Origin of the sequence: Tenacibaculum sp. FZY0031, from assembly GCF_036350695.1 — a bacterium.
Classification (GTDB): Bacteria; Bacteroidota; Bacteroidia; order Flavobacteriales; family Flavobacteriaceae; genus Polaribacter.
Map to the genome: position 1 here is coordinate 260,931 of NZ_JAZDVY010000001.1, position 18,094 is coordinate 279,024.

General features: G+C 31.3%; 16 protein-coding genes. 11 read left to right on the plus strand and 5 right to left on the minus strand.

What is annotated here, in order from left to right; all coding sequences use genetic code 11:
- Window positions 1–264 precede the first annotated feature (264 nt).
- The 11 genes from V1T75_RS01220 (at window position 265) to V1T75_RS01270 (ending at window position 11,602) form a co-directional block, all read left to right on the plus strand.
- Window positions 265–1,656 (plus strand): RtcB family protein, encoded by a 1,392-nt coding sequence (locus V1T75_RS01220; RefSeq protein WP_330486736.1) that lies wholly within the window; start codon window positions 265–267, stop codon window positions 1,654–1,656.
- A 100-nt stretch (window positions 1,657–1,756) separates the two neighbouring features.
- The gene (prfH, locus tag V1T75_RS01225) at window positions 1,757–2,449 is read left to right on the plus strand and encodes a peptide chain release factor H (protein ID WP_330486737.1); all 693 of its coding nucleotides are present in this window, start codon (window positions 1,757–1,759) and stop codon (window positions 2,447–2,449) included.
- 1 nt (window position 2,450) lies between these two features.
- Window positions 2,451–2,966, plus strand: coding sequence for a tetratricopeptide repeat protein (locus V1T75_RS01230; protein WP_330486738.1), 516 nt, complete (start codon window positions 2,451–2,453; stop codon window positions 2,964–2,966).
- 800 nt (window positions 2,967–3,766) lie between these two features.
- Entirely contained in the window at window positions 3,767–4,867 is a 1,101-nt protein-coding gene (locus V1T75_RS01235) for a slipin family protein (RefSeq protein WP_330486739.1), read from the plus strand.
- Between the two features lie 443 nt (window positions 4,868–5,310).
- Window positions 5,311–5,532, plus strand: coding sequence for a helix-turn-helix domain-containing protein (locus V1T75_RS01240; protein ID WP_330486740.1), 222 nt, complete (start codon window positions 5,311–5,313; stop codon window positions 5,530–5,532).
- Window positions 5,533–5,670: 138 nt separating this feature from the next.
- On the plus strand, window positions 5,671–5,877 hold the full coding sequence (locus V1T75_RS01245; protein WP_330486741.1) for a helix-turn-helix transcriptional regulator: 207 nt from the start codon (window positions 5,671–5,673) through the stop codon (window positions 5,875–5,877).
- A 1,081-nt stretch (window positions 5,878–6,958) separates the two neighbouring features.
- Window positions 6,959–7,942, plus strand: a complete 984-nt coding sequence (locus V1T75_RS01250) for a hypothetical protein (protein WP_330486742.1) — start codon at window positions 6,959–6,961, stop codon at window positions 7,940–7,942.
- 62 nt (window positions 7,943–8,004) lie between these two features.
- Window positions 8,005–8,400, plus strand: coding sequence for a DUF6438 domain-containing protein (locus V1T75_RS01255; RefSeq protein WP_330486743.1), 396 nt, complete (start codon window positions 8,005–8,007; stop codon window positions 8,398–8,400).
- 266 nt (window positions 8,401–8,666) lie between these two features.
- On the plus strand, window positions 8,667–9,869 hold the full coding sequence (locus V1T75_RS01260; protein WP_330486744.1) for a multidrug effflux MFS transporter: 1,203 nt from the start codon (window positions 8,667–8,669) through the stop codon (window positions 9,867–9,869).
- Entirely contained in the window at window positions 9,862–10,569 is a 708-nt protein-coding gene (locus V1T75_RS01265) for a pseudouridine synthase (protein WP_330486745.1), read from the plus strand. Before V1T75_RS01260 ends, V1T75_RS01265 begins: the two co-directional genes overlap by 8 nt.
- Window positions 10,570–10,744: 175 nt before the next feature.
- Entirely contained in the window at window positions 10,745–11,602 is an 858-nt protein-coding gene (locus tag V1T75_RS01270; protein WP_330486746.1) for a metalloprotease, read from the plus strand.
- Window positions 11,603–11,711: 109 nt separating this feature from the next.
- Here the strand turns inward: V1T75_RS01270 and V1T75_RS01275 are convergent, their stop codons facing one another.
- The 5 genes from V1T75_RS01275 to glmM form a co-directional block, all read right to left on the minus strand.
- On the minus strand, window positions 11,712–12,191 hold the full coding sequence (locus V1T75_RS01275; RefSeq protein WP_047788824.1) for an Lrp/AsnC family transcriptional regulator: 480 nt from the start codon (window positions 12,189–12,191) through the stop codon (window positions 11,712–11,714).
- A gap of 82 nt (window positions 12,192–12,273) precedes the next feature.
- The gene (locus V1T75_RS01280) at window positions 12,274–13,329 is read right to left on the minus strand and encodes a M14 family zinc carboxypeptidase (protein ID WP_330486747.1); all 1,056 of its coding nucleotides are present in this window, start codon (window positions 13,327–13,329) and stop codon (window positions 12,274–12,276) included.
- Between the two features lie 7 nt (window positions 13,330–13,336).
- The gene (locus tag V1T75_RS01285; RefSeq protein ID WP_330486748.1) at window positions 13,337–14,803 is read right to left on the minus strand and encodes an aminotransferase class V-fold PLP-dependent enzyme; all 1,467 of its coding nucleotides are present in this window, start codon (window positions 14,801–14,803) and stop codon (window positions 13,337–13,339) included.
- 102 nt (window positions 14,804–14,905) lie between these two features.
- On the minus strand, window positions 14,906–15,724 hold the full coding sequence (locus V1T75_RS01290; RefSeq protein ID WP_330486955.1) for a hypothetical protein: 819 nt from the start codon (window positions 15,722–15,724) through the stop codon (window positions 14,906–14,908).
- Between the two features lie 31 nt (window positions 15,725–15,755).
- Complete coding sequence (glmM, locus tag V1T75_RS01295) at window positions 15,756–17,150, minus strand: phosphoglucosamine mutase (RefSeq protein WP_330486749.1); 1,395 nt, start codon at window positions 17,148–17,150, stop codon at window positions 15,756–15,758.
- Between the last annotated feature and the right edge of the window lie 944 nt (window positions 17,151–18,094).

Genomic DNA, 18,094 nt, shown 5'->3' on the forward strand with positions numbered 1-18,094 from the left:
TTAAAAACGAAGTAACGATGTTCAAATATCAATTAAACATAAGTACAGTAAAAGAACCAGGTTCTTGTGTACACATGCTTCGCGATTTTCTTCATACATAGAAATAACAACAACTTATATATGAAAAATTCGAAGCCTCAATAACGTTTCGGATTTTTTTATGCGACACATTTCCGTATAGTTTTCAATTTCCGAAGCAAAGAGAAAAATATTGATACAAAGCACTAATTAGAACATTGGTGCCCAACCTTATAATGTCTCAACATGGGAAATAAACTAAAAGGAAAAGATCTAATCAAATTAGGCTTTCCAAAAAATAATAGTATAAATATTGCCTTAGGGCAAATCAACCGATATAGAAAAAAAGAAAAGAAAGAACGCATTTTAGAAGAAGCAAAAAATGTATTGCTTTATCCAGAAAAATATCAAGGAAATGCTATTTGGGGTAAAGTTGCTGAGGGCTTAACCAAGCCTGTTGAAATTAAAATGCATGAATTGCGAAATACAAGAGCTCCGTTTTCAATTTATGGAGAAAATGAAATTGATGAACAAGCTAAGTTTCAGTTGTACGATGCTTTAAAATTACCAATTGCGGTACAAGGAGCTTTAATGCCTGATGCACATTCTGGGTACGGATTACCCATAGGTAGCGTGCTTGCTACAGAAAATGCAGTAATTCCGTATGGGGTAGGAGTAGACATTGGCTGTAGAATGGCATTGAGTATTTTTCCGATAAACGCTTCTTATTTAAAAGGGAAGCAGCATCAATTAGAAAATATCTTGAAGGAACATACCAAGTTTGGAATGTATGAAACACATGATAAAAAACAAGATCATGAAATTTTTGAACGGAATGAATTCCAAGACATCCCTTTACTAAAACGGTTAAAAGTAAAAGCATATAATCAATTAGGAACTTCTGGAGGTGGAAATCACTTTGTGGAGTTCGGAATGGTAACCATAACAGATGAACACAATGAATTTAATGTGCCCGTAGGAGAGTATGTGGGATTGTTAACACATAGTGGATCACGTGGATTGGGAGCAAACATTGCAAAACACTATACCTATTTAGCGAGTAAACAATGTCCGTTACCTAAAAATGTACAACATTTAGCATGGTTAGATTTAGATACGCACGACGGACAAGAATATTGGCTAGCTATGAATTTGGCAGGTGATTACGCCAAGGCATGCCATGATAATATTCATAAACGAATAGCGAAGTTACTAGGCGTAAAACCTTTAGCAATCATTGAAAACCATCACAATTTTGCGTGGAAAGAACAAGTAAACGGAATTGAGCGTATTGTACATAGAAAAGGAGCAACACCCGCTAATAAAGGAGCATTGGGTATAATTCCGGGGTCTATGACTGCACCAGGATACATTGTTCGAGGTTTAGGAAACCAAGAGAGTTTACAATCGGCATCACACGGAGCAGGAAGAAAACATTCAAGAAGAACGTGTAAAGAAAAATTTACTAAAAGTGATATGAAACATCAGTTAAAAATGAATGAAGTTACGCTTATTGGTGGTGGAGTAGATGAAGCACCTATGGCGTATAAAAATATCAAAAAAGTAATGGCTAATCAACAAGAGTTAGTTGAAGTATTAGGGACTTTTACACCGAAAATTGTACGAATGGATAAATAAAAAGAATCGTCATTCTGAAAGAGATAACAACTGAAGCAATCTGTTTACCGATAGACAGATTGCTTTGCTCCACTCTTAATGACAGGAATAGAAAATTAAAATGGACATAAAAATAATACAATTTACAGCGGGTCGTGGACCTTCGGAATGTTGCTGGGTAGTAGCAAAAGTGCTAAAAGCATTTATAAAAGCCGTAGTAGCACATAAGATAACGTATGACATTCTTCATAAAGAAAATGGAATAGAGAATGGCACCATACAATCAGTAAGTGTTCAACTCAAAGGAAATAACCTGTCTTTATTTTTAAAAGATTGGTTGGGCACTATTCAATGGGTAGGAAAATCAACCTTTAGAAAATACCATAAACGTAAAAATTGGTTTATAGGTTGTTTTGAATTGGAATATAATAATGAGTTAACCATACAAGAAAAAGACATCGAGTTTCAGGCAATTAGAAGTTCTGGACCTGGTGGGCAACATGTAAACAAAGTGAGCTCTGCTGTACGAGCAAAACATAGCACAACAGGAATTCAAGTATTGGTTTCAGAAAGTCGTTCACAGCATCAGAATAAAAAGATAGCTGTACAACGTTTAAAAACCTTGATAGCAAATCATAATGTACATCAATTACAAAGCACCATAAAACAAGAATGGGAAAACCATTTAGATTTAGAAAGAGGAAATCCAGTACAAGTATTTGTTGGAACTGATTTTAAAGTTAAGAGCAACAAAAACAGATTTAAAAGAACACGTAATCAATTAAAAAATGATTTGCGTAAACAATTAGAATAAGATGAAAACATTAGCAAACAATTACATATTTAAAGCATTAGATGCTTTTCCTTATGAATTAGAAGAAACCATGGAGGCATTGACATATGCTTTGGCCTATGAAGAAAAAAATGTAGTAGCGTTGTGCTTAATGGGACGCATTTACGCAGAACACTTAGGTGATTTTGAAAAAGCAAAACTGTATTATACAGAGGCGTTAGCAGAAAACATGTATGCTTTTAACGTATATCCGCATTATATTAATGTGTTATTATGGAATGAAGACTATGAAGAAGCTGAACGATTCATCGATTTCGCATTGACCGTAAAAGGTTCCGATAAAGCAATTTTATATACAGGTAAAGCCCAATTATATGAACAGAAAGAAGCGTATAAAAAATCATTGCAAACTTTAAAACTTGCTAAAAAGTACACGTATAATAGTGACTATATGCGAACTGTAAGAGAACATATAGAACGTGTAGAGGATAAACTTCCTAAGAAAAAGAAGAAAAAAAGTAAGAAAAAGCAAGAATAATTTTTAGTACGCAAAAACATTGCGTAATACAGTGTAATATTTGCAGTGTACTTATGAAAAAGATGTTTGCTGTGAGATAAAAATTGCTATGAAAAGCCTCATGATAACAAAGGGTTTAATGAGGTAGTTATAAAAGTTCATTTACATATTATAGATAAAAATATCAAGCAAGTCTTGTTGCGTGTTTCTGTATAGCACCATTGTATACATTCTTACAATATTTGTATTAGAATTGTATATGCAACTGGTCTTGAAGGTTTTGATTATTCACCAAAAAATAATCTCACTCTATGTGTTGCGGGTTCGAGTCCCGTCATAATTGAAAGGTTATGTAGTTCAGCTGGATAGAACAATAGATATTTAAAATTCGTGGGTTCGAATCCCACTATCCGAAAGGATATGGCGGAGTGGTCAAACGCACTGGATTTCGGTTCTAGTAATTATGGTAAGCCTAGCGGCATGTCGGTTCGAGTCCGACTTCACGACTTGAAAAAAGTCATCAGGAAGCTCATCACCTTGTAAAACTGATGAACCAAAAGTGTTGAATGTTTAATGAGTTTTTAAATAAACACTTATAAACGTACTTTGAAATGATAACCATTACATAAACAATGTATTGAAATTTAGTATGTCAGTTATAGTATTAATTAGTATAACCCATGTAGTAAACAACAATGCAAAAGCTATGCAATCTTATTATTTCCGTGGGCTTATAAGCATTAACATTCAGTACTTTTTACAAAAACAAACAAATTTCTCTAGGGTGAGAAAACAACGCATAAACAATTAAAAACAAAAAGATGATGAAAAGAATAACAATTAATCAAGGAAAAGTAGGATTGGTATTTAAAAAAGGAGATTACATAAAAGTAATCAAAACGGGTACACATTGGTTAGGATTTAATCAAACAGTGGCAGTATACGATTTAACAAAAGATTTTTATACATCAGTAGCTTTAGAAGTATTGTTACAAGACACAATTTTAGCAGCAATGTTAGAAATTGTTGATGTACAAGACAACGAGTTAGTTTTTATGTACGAAAACAACAACTTTCAAAGAGTTTTAACTGCTGGAAGACATGTTTTTTGGAAAGGATTTATTACTAGAACCTTTCAAAAAATAGATCTAAGCAAGATTGAGATTACTGAAAAAATTGACGCTTCTTTATTCAATAATTATGAGGTGAACAAATATGTTAGAACTTTTGAAGTTGCTGCCTACGAAAAAGCGGTGTTGTTAGTGAATGATACCTATCAAAAAACATTGGTAGGAGGGACGTATAGGTTTTGGAAAAATGAAACCACTATTAAAATAGCAAAAGTAGATACCAGACAATTACAATTAGAAATTGCAGGACAGGAATTATTAACTAAAGACAAAGCAAATGTTAGAGTTAACTTTTATACGCAATACAATGTAACTGCTATTGAAAAAGCGTTGTTGGCTAACAAAGACTATGAAAAACAATTGTATGTAAACATGCAATTGGCATTGAGAAAATATGTAGGACACTACACATTAGATGAATTATTAGCCAATAAAGAGGATGTTTCTACAGCAGTTTTTGAAGAAACAAAAGTGAATGCTGAAAAATTAGGCGTAGTAATTCAAGGTTGCGGAATCAGAGATGTTATTTTACCAGGAGAAATGAAAGAAATCATGAATCAGGTATTGGTAGCACAAAAGAAAGCCCAAGCTAATATTATTACTAGAAGAGAAGAAACAGCTTCAACAAGAAGCTTGTTAAATACTGCTAAATTAATGGAAGACAACGAAATGTTGTTTAAATTAAAAGAAATGGAGTATGTAGAAAAAATTGCTGATAAGATTGGAGAAATTACAGTTACTGGAAACGGAAACGTAATTAAACAATTAAAGGAAATATTTGTAAATAAATAAGTCATTAGTTTTCTAATGGCTTTTTTTGTTTTTTTGAGATTTCCTTCATCTATTTCTCGTTTCAAACGGGTTGTTTTGAATACAGTTATATTTTCCTGAGGAAGGTTTTTCCAATATACTACCAGACTCTCTAAGCTTGTTAGTGTGCCAAGACAATTGATAACGAAACCTATGTTTTTTTGCTTCTGAGTGGTTGATACTGCATACGTTTTTTTAAATCAATAATCTCCTCTTTTATTTTTTTATTAGCATTTTCAATTAGTTCATTTTGCAGTTTCATAATACGTAGTAAATCGTGTATGGCATTATTCTTGTTTTAGGATTAAATATTCCGATTTTCAGAACAAATATATCATAATTCGGATAAAATAAAAATTAATTGTTTAGAAAACCGGAATAAATTATCTGATTATGTAAATTTATATTTATAAAAACGGACAAAAATGACTGATTTAGGACTTTATTTATCAAGGAAATCTGTAAACAGGTCAGATGTATCTCGTAAGACTGGGATAAGTAAAACTCGACTTAGTGAATTGGCGAATAACAAGAAAACTAAATTGAGAGTTGATGAATTGTATTTAATAGCATTAGCTATTGATGTAGAGCCTTGTAAGGTATTCCAAGAAGTTTGTAAAGACTTAAAATTAAAAATAGAAAACTAATGCCTTCATTAAGTATAACACAGCATTCTTAAAACCATACTTAAATGACTGATTTTAATTGGATTGCTAAAAATTAACTCAAACTTGCATTTTAATAAGTATGTATTATATATTTAAGGTGGAATACATCAAATAATTATGGTAATAGAGAGGATAAATAGAATAAAAGAAGTATTAGCAATTCAAGGAAAATCGCAAGTTTGGCTTGCGGAAGAATTGGGAAAAAGTACAACGTCTGTAACCGCTTTTTGCAATAATAAATCACAACCACATCTAAAGGATTTAAAAAGAATTGCAGAAATCCTAGATGTGGATATTAGAGAGTTATTAGTTTCTACAAAATGATTGCTTTAAAGTTTCTAAAATCAGAATTAAAAAGCCATAGTATAGAATTAACTCCCAAAACCGATGGGAGGGAAGGGGTTGATTTTTTAATAGGAAACAATCAATTATACCTATAATCCATCGATTTAGATACCACACAACGCAGTATTAAAATCTCTAAACAAGATTTTAAAATATCAAGCAAATTCATTGAAGAATTAGAAAAGTATGCTTTAAAGAATATGACTGTTAAACTAAAAGTTTAGTTTTATAATATTATGTAAAATAGAGTCTGCGTTTTTATCCAAATGAAGTGATGGCAATTTAGCGATTAAAAGCAGCGCTTTTTAAATCTTCTTCGCAATATAGAATTTAATTCCGTCAAGAAATCTTGAAGCCTTGGAAAGATTTTAGGAATTATAATTCGGTTTTTAGCTTTAGCTAAAAAATATCTTGAAGAAGTGTCCTTTTTTTGGTTCGTTTTTTTGGACAAGCAAAAAAATGAACAATAAGCTCTAAAAAAGTCTAGCTTATAATACAGTTATATGATAGTCAAAAGATAACGAAAAAATATTGTGTTTAAAGTTGGATGCGGCAATTTTACATAATGGCTAATTATAGCTACAAATTTGTAGTTCTAAAGTTTCTTGAGAATCGCGTATTTAAAAAATGTTGAAGGATTGTACATAATATTAAAATTATATTATTACTAAAAAGCCTAATGTTTAATGACTTAAGTGCTACAGTTTATTGTGGGTGTATGACTTTCTGGGATATTCTACATAATATGGAATTATAGCTACGTAGTAACACATAACAAATCTATAACAAAATGTTGTTTTAATATTGAATTATCCACTGGATAATCCAATATTAAAAGTGTACTATAATTAATATTATGTTAAATAGAGTATTTTAAACCTGAAAAAGTAAAACAAATTTCACTTCTCACTCATACCTTATCACTACTAAGTTTTGATAGTATTATATGATAGCATTCTACTTCTTTAGAAAGATATTTTGGTAGGGTAATTTTTAATATTTCTGTTTAACTAATATATCCGCGGAAAAAAAAATGATCAATTATTAAAAAATTAAAAATATGAGAAATATCAAAAAATTCGTTGTTCCTGCTTTGATTATTGTATCAATTTTTGCGGTAAATCTGTCGTGTAGTAACGACGAAGAAGTTGTATTCCATCCTACCGAAGCATCAGATGAAACTCCTGATTCAGATGAAGCTGCTGATACAGGTAGCGAGGGTGAAATTACTTTATACAAAGTAACGGGAGATGAAATTAGTAAAATTCAGGATTATAAAGTAACGGGTAAAGACTTAGAATATCAAAAAGATATTGCCAAGCATCAAGAAATTTGGGACTTAGTTAAAAAAATTGTTCCTGTAGAGCAACTAAAAAAAATGAGTGAATTTTTAATTTACAACGGCGAAGTTACCGGAAGTGCTGGTTTTGTTATTGAAATTAAAAGAGATTTGTCTGATTGGAAAATGGGAATTGCCATTAACTACGCTTATGAAGGAGGTTTTAATGCTGGAGGTGAATTAGCTTATACTATTATTCATGAATTTGGACATGTACTAACTTTAAATAATACCCAATTAGATGCAGCGGTAACTCAAGAAAATTGTAAAAACTACTTCCCTGGTGAAGGATGTGCTTTTGAAAAATCGTATATCAACGAGTTATACTCTATGTATTGGAATGACGTTTGGGGTGAGTATCAAGAAGCCAAGGAAGATGAAGCCAGTCAAGAAAAATTCTACGAAAAGTATCAAGAGCGATACGTAACTCAATATGCTTCTACCAATCCAGGAGAAGATATTGCAGAAGTTTTTGCCACTTTTACAACATTAAAAGAAAAACCTGAAGGAAAAACTATAGCAGCGCAAAAAGTACTGTTAATGTACCACAGAGAGGAGCTAGTTAGTTTTAGAAATCATATAAGAAAAAACCTGGCTCTTAGAAAAAAAGGAAGTCCGGCTACCTTTGAACTACCAAAACCTGGAGCATGGAAACAAGCCAACTCTTTTGGAAATCCACAGAAAACAAAATGCAAAAGGCATTAAGTTTAACAACTCAGTACTCTTAAAATGTTCTTTATTTTTAAGAGTACTGTTATTAAAATAAAATGATGAGATTTATTTTTTTACTACTGTTGGCTGTTATGTTGGTAACATGTTCAAGCTCAAAAAACATCAAAAAAGAAAATGCTTTTTTATACTACGGAAAAACTCAATGCTTAGGTAAATGCCCCGTTTTTGATATGTACTTATTTAAAGATGGTAAAATTTTATACCAAGGATTTAAAAATGTTTCTAAATTAGGAGTACATGTATATACTATAAAAATTGAAGATGTTGAAAAAATTAAAAAGGAATTAGAAAAAATTGATTTTACTACAAAAGAAAAATTAACTAGAGACCTTCCTAATACAACCCTTATGTTTCAAGGGAAAAGGCTAACTATTCAACAAAAAGACAAAGTTCAAAAACTAATATTTTTATTAGAAAACATAAAAATTTAAAAAAAAATTAACAAAAAAAGTAGGGTTATTTTAAATATAACTGTTCTATACACTGTAAGATGTATATAGTATACGACGCTGTTTATAGAATAAAAGAGAGCCCCTTCACTTTTTACATTTTTTTGTTTCACTACAATTTTATTCTTAACAGCGTCTTTTTATTAGACTTATAAGTTATGATATTGTTTGTTTAAGGCTGTTATATAAACAGCCTTTTTTATTTTATTCCATACTTCTAACTAAAATAAAGGCAGTATTTTTGCCCAATGCAAAAAAACAATCAATCAAAATTAGAGTTCATTGCTTTAATGGCCTCTCTAATGTCGTTAGTTGCTTTATCTATAGATGCATTACTTCCCGCTTTAGAACAAATAGGTATTAGTATTCGTGTTCAACAAGAATCACATGACAGTCAATTATTAGTCACCATGATTTTTTTAGGTTTGGGCTTTGGTCAGTTAATTTCTGGTCCTATTTCCGATAGTTTAGGCAGAAAACCAGTTATTTACGGCGGTTTTATACTTTTTGTAATCGCTAGTTTTATTTGTGTTAGCGCTACTAGTTTAGAAATGATGGTTTTAGGTAGGATTTTACAAGGTATTGGACTTTCTGCTCCAAGAACTATAAGCATTGCGATGGTTCGTGATAGCTTTAGTGGTAACTATATGGCTAAAATTATGTCGTTTATTGTCGTGATTTTCATTTTAGTTCCGGTAGTCGCTCCAGCAATAGGTAAATTAATGTTAGATGCTTACGGTTGGAGATCGATATTTTACAGTCAATTAATATTTGGTATAATCGTTATGTTTTGGCTGTGGAAACGTCAACCTGAAACACTTCGAGAAGAAAATAGAATTAAATTTGCTTTTCGTTTATTTTTAGACGGTTCAAAAGAATTTATAAAACACAAACAAGCTGTTATTTTTACATTAATATCTGGTTTTATTACAGGATCATTTATGGTGTATTTAAGTGCTTCACAACAAATTTTTCAAGAACAGTATTTATTGGTGGATGAATTTCCTTACATATTTGCTGGTTTGTCTATTTCTGTTGGCTTTGCTACTTTTTTAAATGGCTCGTTTGTAATGAAGTTTGGGATGCATAAAATCGTATCGTTCTTTCTAATAATTTTTTCAATAGTTCCTATTATTTATGTAACGCTATTTTATCAAAAAGAAAATCCAAGTATTGCTATACTACTAATATTCTTTGCCTTGCAATTTTTTTCAATTGGTTTTTTATTTGGAAACCTCAGAGCTTTGGCTATGCAACCTGTAGGACATATAGCAGGGATTGGAGCTGCAATTAACGGATTCGTATCTACCATTATGGCAGTACCAATTGCTACGTTTATAGGTACTTATATCAAAACCACTACTCTACCCCTTTTTATAGGTTTTTTTATATGTGGTATCGTATCTTTGGTCTTATTAAATTTTACTAAGCTAACGCCAATAAATGAATAGTATAATGAAGTTAGATGTTATTTACGAAGATGAATATGTACTTTGTGTATCAAAACCTAATAATGTAGTTGTACACCACGCGCATCATTCTAGAAATGTTGCTGAAGAAGCTTCCTTATTACAAATAATTCAGCAGCAATTCCATCAAAAAATGTATCCAATTCATCGTCTTGATAGAAAAACATCTGGAATTATACTGCTTGCAAAAGAAACTAGTTTTGTCGCCAAGTTTCAAGAGCTATTTACCAATAATGAGATACAAAAAACGTATTATGGAGTTGTAAGAGGTCATGCTCCTGAAGCTAAGATTATAGATTCTCCTGTAAAAGGAAGGGATGCCAATGTGCATAGAGATGCAGAAACACATGTAAACACAATAAATACGGTTACAGTAGATATTCCTGTAAAGCCCTATGATACATCTAGGTATAGTTTGGTAAAATTAGCTCCTAAAACAGGAAGGTTACATCAGTTGCGAATTCACATGAACAAAATTAGCCACCCATTAATTGGAGATCCCAAATATGGAGATAAAAATCACAATACAATGTTCGTTGCTAATTTTAATTGTGAAAATCTTTTTTTACATGCGTATTCTCTGGAGTTTACTCACCCCTATTCAACTAAAAAAATGTTAATGATAGCAGATTTCCCCAAAGATTGGAGAATTATTTTTGAAAAGTTTGGTTGGAGTTTATAAAAAGAATATACATATAACCTCTTTATTATCAATTGATTAGTTTAACATGAAACAATTAACAATATAATACAGTTCATTTTTATTTAAGTGAAGGGCAATATTTTTATCATTTTAACGCTTAGGTTATTGATTGTTTAATGAATTAACTTTTTATTATGATTTAAATCAAAGAAAAATGAAAAATTTAAAACCCTTCATATTAGCAGCAGCAGCCGTATTAATGGTTAGCTGTAGTGATAACGACACAAACCCTGTTGAAAATCAAAATGCTAAATTATTTGACACCCATTCTCATGAAGTTTGTAGTTATATAGATAGCTACTGGGGTCAAAACGCCTACATTGGTTCAACTATTGTAAATCAATCTGAAACAAATTTCTTAAATAACCAGAATGTTAAAATCGCAGATGTTTTTAACATCAATACCATACCTTTATACTTTGCAAAAGGTTCAGGAACTGCCAATGCTATTTCGTACGGTAGTGGTTATATTATTTATGGTGAAGAGCTTTATAACATGGCATTAAGCCAAGGAGGAAGAATTTCTTGTGCGATGGTTCAAGCTCATGAGGTAGGACACCAATTACAATATCAAAACAACTTACCTTCGAGAAGAGAAAGCACTGCAAGAGCAACAGAATTAGAAGCAGATGGTTTTGCGGGATATTATATTAAAAAACCGAATGGATACAATGCTACTTGGACACAAGCGGCTCCAGCCTATAATTTTGCAGCTTCTATTGGTGATTACAACACAACTAGTTCTGGACATCACGGTACTCCGGCTCAACGTCGTTCGGCTTTCCGTTTAGGATACTTATTAGGAGATTATAATTTATCTGTAAGTAGTTTTGATTATAATTTCTTTTACTACTACGATAATTATGTATTGCCAGGAGCATTACGTCAAGATTTACAAAAACCAGACGATATTGATGCGGGCTTACATGAGTATATCTTATCTAAAATGGAAGAGTTAAGAAAAATTAACTCGGGAGAAATTTCTAAAGAAGAATTTGAAAACTTAAAATAAACTAACCAAAAACTAATATCTTAGAAAAAGTTAACTCATTAAACCATCAAATAAAAAGGGCTGCATATTTTTTATGCAGCCCTTTTTTATTCTTTTATAAAAATAGTTTTTAAATATCTTTAAAAATAGCGTGCATTAAACGTTTTTTATCATTGATGCTTTCTTCAAGGGCAATCATTGTTTCCGTTCTATTCACCCCATGAATATCATCTATTCTATAAATAATGTCTTTAGCATCATTCGTATTTTTAGCACGAACCTTACAGAAAATATTATATTTTCCTGCAGTTACGTATGCTACAGTTACGTTTGGGATTAAACGCAAGTTATCGAGCACATGTTGCGTCATTGATGTTTTTTCTAAAAAAATTCCAACATGAGCAATAAACGAATATCCCATTTTTTCATAATTCAAGGTTAAGGTAGATCCTTGAATTATTCCTTCGTCTTCCATTTTCTTTACACGTACATGTATTGTTCCAGCCGATACTAATAGCTTTTTGGCTATGTCTGTAAATGGCGTACGAGCATTCTCAATTAAAATGTCTAAAATTTGATGATCAATTTCATCTAGTATGAACTTCTTCATTTTTTTGTTTTCTTCAAGTAATATTGCTAAAATATAGTTTTTTTCTAAAAAAAATAAGTTTTATTTGAAAGAAAAAGAATTTTTAACTAATTTTTATGAATTCTTTATGGGCTAAATACATAGATAAGTCCCCTTCTTTTTCCTTTGTTAAAACGAGTGCAAATTTATCATTTTCTACACTTTCTACATACTGATAAGCAACATCTTTTTCATTATTTTTTGATCGATAAATCACGTCGTAGAAGTTCTTGATATTGTTAGGAATAGCTAAATATTTTTCAAACTCTTTAAAGTTTTCTGTCTGCGAAATGTGGTGTATTCCCTGTAATAGCGCGTAAAAATTAAATTTCCTAACCTCTTCCCTGTCGTAATCATTCGCAAAATGCCCCGCTTCAATTAATATGGTATTATGTCCTAATTTTTGAAAATTATCCCCAGTGGCTGTAGGATAAAATTCGTCTGTGTAACGCCCTACGTGATTGGGTATAATTTCTTGTAGTAAATCGTTCATAACAACAATTACATTCATCGTTTCTTTTCGCCCTTCAGTAATTGTTCTTTTTTCCTCTTCTGAGGGTGCTAAAAAAGAAATTGTTGCGGGATTTTTGGTTCCTTCAACACCAAAAATGGTTCTTTGATCATGAAGGTTGAAACAAAATTCAGGGTTTACTTCTTCTAAAATACTGCGTAAAAGCTTACTTTCTCTAGCTTTTAACGCAACGGCATCTCTATTTAAATCTATATTGTTAGCATTGACACGGGTATAGGCTTGTGCTCCGTCTGGATTTAACATGGGAACTATAGTAATACTACAATTATTTAAAATAGATTTCGTTATTTCATGGTTGGCATAACGCTGAATGAAATTTAAAAAATCAAATACTGCTTTGGTTCCTGTGCTTTCATTTCCATGCATTTGGCTCCAAACAAGAATTTTCTTTTTACCGTTTCCTAGTTTTACTTGGTAAATGGCTCTTCCTTCTTCAGATTCTCCAATAATTTTTGTTTGAATTGCCGAGTTTTGTAAGCCTAAATACAAAGGTTCTATATCGGTTAATGTAATCCATCTTCCAGATATAGAATCTTCTTTAATTTTAGAATAATGGTCTTCTAAAAAAGAACTATTTATATGTGTCATATCGTAATTAAAACGAAAACCAATCGGTTACCAGTTGTTTTTCTATTGGTTCAATAGTTTTATGTACATAATCATTTTTTGCAATGTCGTACGTATAGTCTTTAGACCATTCTTCTATATTATCTGCTAACGCTTGTAACGATTTACAAATAAATTGTACTTCTTCATTTGTAATTGTAGGATGTACCGATAAACGTACCCAACCTGGTTTTTCTGTATTGCAACCTTCTAAAATTTGTCCCTTAATTTCATTTGATCTTATTTGATCTACATTTAATAAGAAATGGCCATAAGTTCCTGCACATGAACACCCGCCTCTAGTTTGAATTCCAAAGCGATCGTTTAATAATTTTACGACAAGATTGAAATGGTATTTTTCAAAGTAGAAAGAAAAAATACTCAACCGATCTTTATGAGCTGGAGCTAATATTTTAACGCCTTCTAAATTCTCTAAACAGTGAAAGATAATTGGATTGATTTCATCTTCACGTTCCTTTATTTTATCGGTCCCCATTTGGTCTTTTACCTGAATACATAAAGCTATTTTAATCGTTTGTAAAAAAGCGGGAGTACCTCCATCTTCTCGTGTTTCTACATCGTCAAAATAATCATGCTGTCCCCAAGGATTCGTATAGCTAACGGTTCCACCTCCAGGATTGTCAGGAACCATATTTTTATACAATTTTTTATTAAAAATCAAGACTCCAGAACTTCCTGGTCCTCCTAAAAATTTATGTGGTGAAAAGAAAATAGCATCTAAATACTCATCTTCTTTTTCTGGATGCATATCAATATCAACATAAGGCGCAGAACAGGCAAAATCAACAAAACACAAACCGCCATATCTATGAATTAAAGAGGCTACTTTATGGTAGTCAGTCTTTATTCCCGTTACGTTCGATCCTGCTACTATAGAGGCAATTTTAATAGGTCTGTCTAAGTACTTTTTTATTGTTTCTTCAAACTTATCTATGCACACTAATCCTTCGTCATTACAAGGAACAACTTCAACATCTGCTATTGTTTCAATCCAAGAGGTTTGGTTTGAGTGATGCTCCATATGACTTACAAAGACAATTGGTCTTTTTTCATCAGGAACTTGCGTGTTTTCCTTTAAATTTTCAGTTACTTTTAATCCTAAAATACGCTGAAATTTATTAACAACCCCTGTCATACCAGAGCCTTCCGTAATTAACACATCATTAGAAGATGCATTTACGTGACGTTTTATGATATTTCGTGCTTCGTGATATGCTAAAGTCATAGCAGCTCCTGAAGTTGAAGTTTCTGTATGTGTATTGGCTACAAAGGGACCAAACTTATTTAAAAGTCGTTCTTCTATAGGTTGGTATAATCTTCCACTTGCAGTCCAATCTGTATAAATCATTTTCTTTTCGCCATAAGGTGTTTGAAAAGTTTGATTTATACCTACAATATTTTTTCTAAACGTATCAAAATACTGTTCTAAATCCATAGTTGAAATTTCTAGTTGTTTGTTATGTTGCGTAAAATTAGCAGTATACTACTAGTTAGCCTAAAATAGTTATAATATTAACGTATTTATAACACTTTGTTATTAAAGCCTAAATTTACCTCCTATTAAAATGGTGTTCTCAAAAAAGTAAAAACTTTGTGAGGCAGAGTCTATTGAACTTTTAGTCGTTCTAACATCTGGCATATAAATATATCCACCTTTTAAATCTGCTTGTACAAAAAAGTGTTTTAAGAATGTAATATTTAAACCACCGCCAATAGAAGCTCCGTATCCTGATAAATGAAAATCGTCGTGGCGTTCCATACCTAATAAGGTTGTATTAGTTCTAGGATACAAAATACCTAGCCCCACTCCTTCTGTTAAATTGATTTGTAAGTTTTCTAGATTTAATCCAAACCAATGGCTTACATCGTCAAAACGCTTTACTTCCATATTTAGATAGTTCAATCCATCAGTATGCTCAAAACGTAAAAAATCACCTGCTAAATTAATGGTTTCATTAGTATATGTTCCATCGTATTTCGCATTTCCTATATTGATGTTTCCATTGATTTTCACATCTTGATTCGCTATCATTACATATTTCATATGGTCTACCCCAATAGAAACAGTATAGTTTTCCTTAAAGAAATATCCTATTCGATAGTTCGTTTGCGGAATAGTTACTCTCCCCGGATTGAAATAATCATTAAAAGAAAACTTTGTTTGTCTGTCTTGTGCTTTTACATTTTGTAATGTAAAGTCGTAATTTGCTCCTTTAAAACGAATATCTGAATTAGAATAACTAGCCCAATTCCATCCCCAATAAACGAAGAACTTTCCTTTGTTAGTTACTTTTTTCTTTTGAACGATTTCTTCGTTTTTCTCCTGTGCTATTATCGATGCTGAAGCAATCAGCATTAATAAACTTACTATTTTTAATTTCAAAGAACTATTGTATTATTTGTTGTATTTCAGTGATAAATCTTTTAGCTAAAGCATCTGCATTGTCTTGACTAGTGCTTTCAGTATAAATTCTGATGATTGGCTCAGTATTCGATTTACGTAAGTGTACCCATTCCTCAGCAAAATCAATTTTTACACCATCAATGGTATTTACCTGTTCATTTTTGTAGTTGGTGGCCATGGTTTCTAAAATCGTATCAACATCAATTTGTGGTGTTAATTGGATTTTATTTTTACTCATAAAGTAGCTTGGGTATGAATCTCTTAATTCTTTACAAGACATTTTTTTGTGTGCTAAATGTGATAAGAACAGTGCCACACCTACTAACGAATCACGTCCATAGTGAGATTCTGGATAGATAATTCCTCCATTACCTTCTCCTCCAATTACTGTATTGGTATCTTTCATCATTTGAACAACGTTCACCTCTCCTACTGCACTTGCAGTATAAGTTCCTCCGTGCTTTTCAGTAACATCACGTAAGGCTCTTGAAGATGACAGGTTAGAAACAGTGTTACCACCTCCTAATTGACCTAAAACATAATCTGCACAAGCTACTAAAGTGTATTCTTCTCCAAACATAGAACCGTCTTCAGATATTAGCGCTAAACGATCTACATCAGGATCAACTACAATACCTAAATCCGCACTTTCTTTCACTACTAATTCAGAAATATCGGTTAAGTGTTCTTTTAAAGGTTCGGGATTGTGTGGAAAATGTCCGTTTGGTTCACAATATAATTCTACACACTTTACGTCCAATGCTTCTAATAAAGCAGGAATAGCAATTCCTCCAGTAGAGTTTACTCCATCTACTACTACTTTAAAATTAGCTTTTTTAATGGCCTCAGCATCAACTAAGTCTAGTTTTAAAACTTCTTTAATATGCTTTTTTATATAATCTTTCTTTTTCTTGTACGTTCCTAAATCATCAACTTCAGCAAACTGTATAGTCGCATCGTTTTCAGCAATTTTTAAGATTTCAGCTCCATCTTCACCATTTAAAAACTCTCCTTTTTCATTTAAGAGTTTTAAAGCATTCCATTGCTTTGGGTTGTGCGATGCGGTTAAAATAATACCTCCCTCGGCTTTTTCAAGAGGAACAGCTACTTCAACAGTTGGTGTAGTTGATAAGCCTAAATCGATTACATCTATTCCTAAACCAACTAAAGTGTTAGCTACCAAGTTACTAATCATTTTACCCGATATACGAGCATCTCTACCAATTACAATGGTAATTTTTTCTTTTTCGGAGTTTTTCTTTTTTATAAAAGTTCCATATGCTGCTGCAAATTTTACAGCATCTATTGGAGTTAAATTATCACCTGTATTTCCGCCTATGGTACCTCTAATACCTGATATCGATTTAATAAGTGTCATATTCATTTTTTATTGATGCGCAAATATAAAGCTATTTAAGAAAGTATCCTTTATAAAGGAAGAGCTTTAACTGTAACATTTGTTACATAAGGAACTAAAAAAACCGCTAAACTTTACAGCTTAACGGTTCGTCTATTTATTTTGTCTTAGTCATTAATTTGACTTTTTAATAAAAGAATTTATTATATAAATAGATAATATTATTATAATTAAACTTGATAAAATAAAATCTATTATATTTTTTTCACCAACACCTTGCATCACAAAATGAATAATTATTGCTATAATTAAAAAGGTATACAGTACTATTTTTGGTGTTTTTATTTTATTTAACCTCATATAATAATTCAATATTTATTTGTTAAACTCTCTAATACTATTAATATCAATTGAACTTGAGATTATAGTATTTATATTTTTTTGTACAACACAATCTAATTCTTCTTCTGTAACAGGTCTATCAGTAATATCACTCGAAAACTCAACATCATAAGTTGAAAGTTGTAATAATCCTGGTATTATCTATTATTCCTTTCTCCTGGAGTGTTTTATAGGAACTCTTTTTTTTTAAAAAATTTTGAAGTAATTTTATTCGTTTTGGGTGCTATGTTCTTAAGAGAATTTTCAAACTTTTTTAATACCTTTTCTTTTTGTGAATCTATTAAAAGATTATGGCTATCATCTTTTTGACATGCTTGATTTAAAGTTACCACCCCTAATAGCAATAATTTAATAGTAAATATTGCAAACATACCTTTTGCAAACTTATGTAATCTTTTTTATCATTTTAAATTAATTATTTGCATTTGTTTTATTCAAATACAATTGTTAGTAAATAGCCAATTAAAAAGAACGTGCGCAATTTTATAAACATTCTTTTTCGGAAAGAATAAATGAGGTGACTCACTTCATTTATTTATTTATTATCAATATAATTATAATAA

Bases quoted from the DNA above. Each gene is read 5' to 3' on its own strand.
- glmM (WP_330486749.1), bottom strand. From the start codon at position 17,150: ATGACACTTATTAAATCGATATCAGGTATTAGAGGTACCATAGGCGGA.
- V1T75_RS01265 (WP_330486745.1), top strand. From the start codon at position 9,862: ATGAATAGTATAATGAAGTTAGATGTTATTTACGAAGATGAATATGTA.
- V1T75_RS01290 (WP_330486955.1), bottom strand. From the start codon at position 15,724: ATGCTGATTGCTTCAGCATCGATAATAGCACAGGAGAAAAACGAAGAA.
- V1T75_RS01220 (WP_330486736.1), top strand. From the start codon at position 265: ATGGGAAATAAACTAAAAGGAAAAGATCTAATCAAATTAGGCTTTCCA.
- V1T75_RS01250 (WP_330486742.1), top strand. From the start codon at position 6,959: ATGAGAAATATCAAAAAATTCGTTGTTCCTGCTTTGATTATTGTATCA.
- V1T75_RS01230 (WP_330486738.1), top strand. From the start codon at position 2,451: ATGAAAACATTAGCAAACAATTACATATTTAAAGCATTAGATGCTTTT.
- prfH (WP_330486737.1), top strand. From the start codon at position 1,757: ATGGACATAAAAATAATACAATTTACAGCGGGTCGTGGACCTTCGGAA.
- V1T75_RS01270 (WP_330486746.1), top strand. From the start codon at position 10,745: ATGAAAAATTTAAAACCCTTCATATTAGCAGCAGCAGCCGTATTAATG.
- V1T75_RS01275 (WP_047788824.1), bottom strand. From the start codon at position 12,191: ATGAAGAAGTTCATACTAGATGAAATTGATCATCAAATTTTAGACATT.
- V1T75_RS01240 (WP_330486740.1), top strand. From the start codon at position 5,311: ATGACTGATTTAGGACTTTATTTATCAAGGAAATCTGTAAACAGGTCA.
- V1T75_RS01235 (WP_330486739.1), top strand. From the start codon at position 3,767: ATGATGAAAAGAATAACAATTAATCAAGGAAAAGTAGGATTGGTATTT.
- V1T75_RS01245 (WP_330486741.1), top strand. From the start codon at position 5,671: ATGGTAATAGAGAGGATAAATAGAATAAAAGAAGTATTAGCAATTCAA.
- V1T75_RS01260 (WP_330486744.1), top strand. From the start codon at position 8,667: ATGCAAAAAAACAATCAATCAAAATTAGAGTTCATTGCTTTAATGGCC.
- V1T75_RS01280 (WP_330486747.1), bottom strand. From the start codon at position 13,329: ATGACACATATAAATAGTTCTTTTTTAGAAGACCATTATTCTAAAATT.
- V1T75_RS01285 (WP_330486748.1), bottom strand. From the start codon at position 14,803: ATGGATTTAGAACAGTATTTTGATACGTTTAGAAAAAATATTGTAGGT.
- V1T75_RS01255 (WP_330486743.1), top strand. From the start codon at position 8,005: ATGATGAGATTTATTTTTTTACTACTGTTGGCTGTTATGTTGGTAACA.